This is a genomic window from Streptomyces hygroscopicus subsp. hygroscopicus (assembly GCF_001553455.1).
Classification (GTDB): domain Bacteria; phylum Actinomycetota; class Actinomycetes; order Streptomycetales; family Streptomycetaceae; genus Streptomyces; species Streptomyces hygroscopicus.
Genome location: NZ_BBOX01000160.1, coordinates 1 through 3906, shown reverse-complemented (window position 1 = coordinate 3906; position 3906 = coordinate 1). Strand labels below are relative to the sequence as shown.

2 protein-coding genes and 1 pseudogene are annotated in these 3906 nt (G+C 72.1%); all 3 read right to left on the bottom strand.

The window, feature by feature from the left end:
• Positions 1–217: 217 nt before the first annotated feature.
• Positions 218–997, bottom strand: a pseudogene (locus tag AXW62_RS18115) (TIGR03084 family metal-binding protein); the annotation flags it as partial.
• Positions 998–1332: 335 nt separating this feature from the next.
• The gene (locus AXW62_RS18110) at positions 1333–2964 is read right to left on the bottom strand and encodes an alpha/beta hydrolase (protein ID WP_060945446.1); all 1632 of its coding nucleotides are present in this window, start codon (positions 2962–2964) and stop codon (positions 1333–1335) included.
• Between the two features lie 216 nt (positions 2965–3180).
• The coding region (locus AXW62_RS18105; RefSeq protein WP_169808146.1) for a (Fe-S)-binding protein at positions 3181–3906 on the bottom strand (726 nt) is incomplete at its 5' end.

The window sequence follows — 3906 nt, the reverse complement described above, 5'->3', positions numbered from 1 at the left end:
CGATCCCATCTGCCCGGACGTCACCTGCCGTACGGCCATCTGCCGCAGCGGTGCCCCCGGCCGCAGCGGTGCCCCCGGCCACTCCGGCGCTCCCGGCCATACCGGTGTCCCCGGCCGCTCCGGCGCCCCCAGCGCCCCCGGCGGTACCGGCCACTTCGGCGCCCCCGGGCGCACCGGCGCCCCCGGCGGTACCGGCTGCCGTGGGATCCGGTCGTCGGCCCGGGGCGCGGCCCTTGCCGGGCGGCCCCGCGAACGCCTGCGCGATGTCCAGCCAGCGGTCCGCGTCCGGCCCTTCGGCCCGTACGGCCAGATCGTCGCGGTGCGCCCGCTGGGTCACCAGGAGGCAGAAGTCCAGCGCGGGACCGGTCACCCGCTGGGCCGCGTCCTCGGGACCGTACGTCCACGGCTCACCGTCCGGACCGGTCAGCTCGACCCGGAACTCCTCGGCCGGCGGCTCCAGCCCCCGCGCCGCGTACGCGTAACCCCGCGCCCGGACCCCGATCCGGGCCACATGGCGCAGCCGGGCGGTGGGGGCGCGGTGCAGGCCCAGCGCGTCGGCGACGTCCTGACCGTGCGCCCAGGTCTCCATCAGCCGGGCCGTGGCCATCGACATCACGCTCATCGGCGGCCCGTACCACGGCAGCCGGGCGCGCGGCGGCTGCGCGGCCAGCGCCCGGAGCAACCGCTCCCGCCCCTCGCGCCAGCGGCTCAGCAACGCCTCGGGCGGCTCGGCCGCGCCCCGCTCCGCGCCCTCGTCCACGAACGCGTCCGGCGCGGCCCACGCCCGGCGCACCTCGTCGGCGAACCCCTGGGGGTCCTCGGCTGCCTGCACGGCCCGCTCGTCGGTCCAGGCGAGATGGGCGATCTGATGCGCGACGGTCCACCCGGGCGCGGGCGTCGGCGTCCGCCACGCCACGTCTCCGAGCCCGGCCACCAGGCCGTCCAACTCGTCCCCCTCCGCCCGCAGATCGGCGAGCAGAGCCTCCGTCTCGGACACGCGTCGCTCCCGTCGTCGGGCCAGCCGTGTGTCGGCTTCCTCATGCCTTGTCGACGCCTCTTGTTGACGTCTCGTCGAGCGAGGGTGGCAGCGCGGCGAGAAACAATCAAGCACGCTTGCATGATTCAGGCATCACCGATGCACGCCCCCCGCGACAGGCTCGCCCACACGGCTGATGGGTCGGCCGCCGCCGGCAGATCGCGATGGGCGCTGGCCGCCGACCGCACATAGGATTCGGCCAGCGGTTCCGTCCCGGGGGCGGGGCTGCGGGACCCCCGCCAGGAGGTCCCACTCGTCTTCAATGGGTCATGCGGCAATGGGCCATGCGACCGGGCTCAGAAACGTTCCGGGAGCGGGGACCCGGGGAGTACGTCCCGCTTCTGGTTCGTCCGTGCCTCCGCGTTCGAGTCGGCCGTCGCCTCGCAGGTCACGTCCTTGGCCGGGAGCTTGCCAGTGAGCAGGTAGTCGGTGACCGTACCGTCCGTGCATGCGTTGCCGTTCGGGTAGACGCCGTGGCCCTCGCCGCCGAGGACGGTGATCATTTTCGAGCCCTTCAGGTCGGCGTGCAGTGCCTGGCCGCTGGGCAGCGGGGTCTGCGAGTCCCACTCGTTCTGGACGACCAGGGAGCCGACCTTGTTGTTCACCTCGGTCGCCGGTTCCACGGACTTGTCCCAGAACGCACAGGGCTTGATGCTGGAGGCGAAGTCACCGTAGAGCGGGTAACGGCCCTTGTCCTCGATGGCGTCCTGCCGGTAGCTCTCAGGATCGCGGGACCACGCGGCCGAGTTGTCGCCGCACACCACGGCCCAGAAGCTCGCCGTCATGTTGTCGGACGGCACCTCGGCGGCATCGGCGGCGCCCGCGGTCCCGGCCCCCTCGGATCCGGCGAACGCCGCGAGCTTCTTGGCGGAGGCAGGCTTGCCGGCTGCGGCCTTCTTCAGCTCCACGACCCCCTCGGTGGCGTACTTCGGGCTGAAGACCGCCTCTCGCATCCCGCTGCGGATGTCATCACCGGTGGTCGGCTGCCCGTCTACCTCGATGGGCTTCTCGTCGGCCTGCGCGACCAGATCCCAGAAGGTCCGGTCGACCTGCTTCGGGGTCTCACCGAGGCCGTACTTCTCCGAACGCTCAGCGGCCCACTCGGTCCACCGGTCGTACGCGGGCTGGGCGCCCTCCGCCCACCACTGGATCATCCCCCGCCAGGCACGCGCCGGATCGACCGCGCTGTCCAGCACGAACCGGTCGGCACGGCCCGGGAAGAGCTGGGTGTAGACGGCACCCAGGTAGGTGCCGTACGAGTAACCCACGTACGAGATCTTCTTCTCACCAAGGATCGACCGGATCAGATCCATGTCGCGCGCGGTGTTGCGCGTGGTGAAGTACGGGAGCGCATCGCCTGCTTTCTCCTTGCACTTGTTCGCGACGTCGCGCGCCCAGGCGACGTCCTTGTCGAACGTCTCCTCCTTGTACGGCCGCAGCCAGTTCTCCTCCTCCGGCTCCAGATCGCAGGAAACCGGGCTGCTCTGCCCCACACCGCGCGGGTCGAAGCCGATGAGGTCGTACTTCTGCTGTGCCGACTCGGGGAGCTTGTCCTGCATCCCCAGCGGCATGTAGAGCCCCCGTCCCCCCGGGCCACCGGGGTTGGAGAACAGGACACCGTGCCGCTTACCGGGCGCGGTGCTCTTGATCCGGGATATGGCCAAGTCGATCCGCTGGCCCCCGGGAACCCGGTAGTCCAGTGGGACCTTGATAGTGGCGCACTCCAGCTCCGCCGGAGAGTCGGCTTCGCACCGCTTCCACTGCGGCTTCTGCTCCACATACCGGTCCAGCGCACCCGTGGCGGCGGACGAGGAGGCAGTCGACGGGGTGGCGGCCGGAGCGGCGGTGGCCGTCGAGGTGGCGAGCGCGGGAGCCAGCGTTGCCGTGGCACTCACGGCCAACAGGGGCGCGAGACGTCGTCTGCGCACGATATCGATCCTTCCGGTCGCATGTTCGGACAGGAAAGATCTTTCAGGAAACGGATACGCGTACGGATCCCCCGCCGGGCTGTACCTCCCTTACCTCCCGGGTATGACGCAACAGCCGTCGGTAGCCCTTGAGTTGCACCAGACGGACCGCTCGCGGTCACCCACGGCACCGCGCCCGGGAAGGGCTGCGGGACCGTGGGCGGCGGGGCTCGTGGGTCAGGGCAGTCGTTCCGCCAGGACCTCTGCCAGGTGGCGCCCCTTCCGGCCCGCCAGCTGGTTCAGCTGGGTACGGCAGGAGTAGCCGTCCGCCAGGACCTCGGTGCCGGGTTCCGCGGCCCTTACGGAGGGCAGCAGCTGCTCCTCGGCGCAGGCCACCGAGACCTCGTAGTGCCCGTCCTCGAAGCCGAAGTTGCCCGCCAGACCGCAGCAGCCGCCGCTCAAGGCGCCGGTGAGGCCCGCGCGTTCGCGGAGGCGGCGTTCGGCCGCGTCGCCGAGGACGGCGTGCTGGTGGCAGTGGGTCTGGCCGACGACGGGGCGGTCGATCCTCGGGGGCCGCCAGTCGGGGGCGTACCGCTCCAGCGCCTGTGCGAACGTCGAGACGGACTCGGCGAGGCGCGCGGCGCGCGGGTCGGTGGTGAGGAGTTCGGGGAGGTCGGTGCGGAGGGCGGCGGTGCAGCTGGGTTCGAGGCCGACCACCGGGAGCCCGGCGTCCAGGGCCGGGGCCATGACGTCCAGGGTGCGCCGCATGACCGTGCGGGCGCGGTCGAGCTGGCCGGTGGAGACCCAGGTCAGCCCGCAGCACACGGGCTTCGGCGGGACGACCACCCGCAGCCCGGCCGCCTCCAGCACGGCGACCGCCGACCGGCCGACGGACGGGGAGAGGTGGTTGGTGAAGGTGTCGGGCCACAACACCACGGTGCGTCCGCGCCCGGCCCCCTGCTC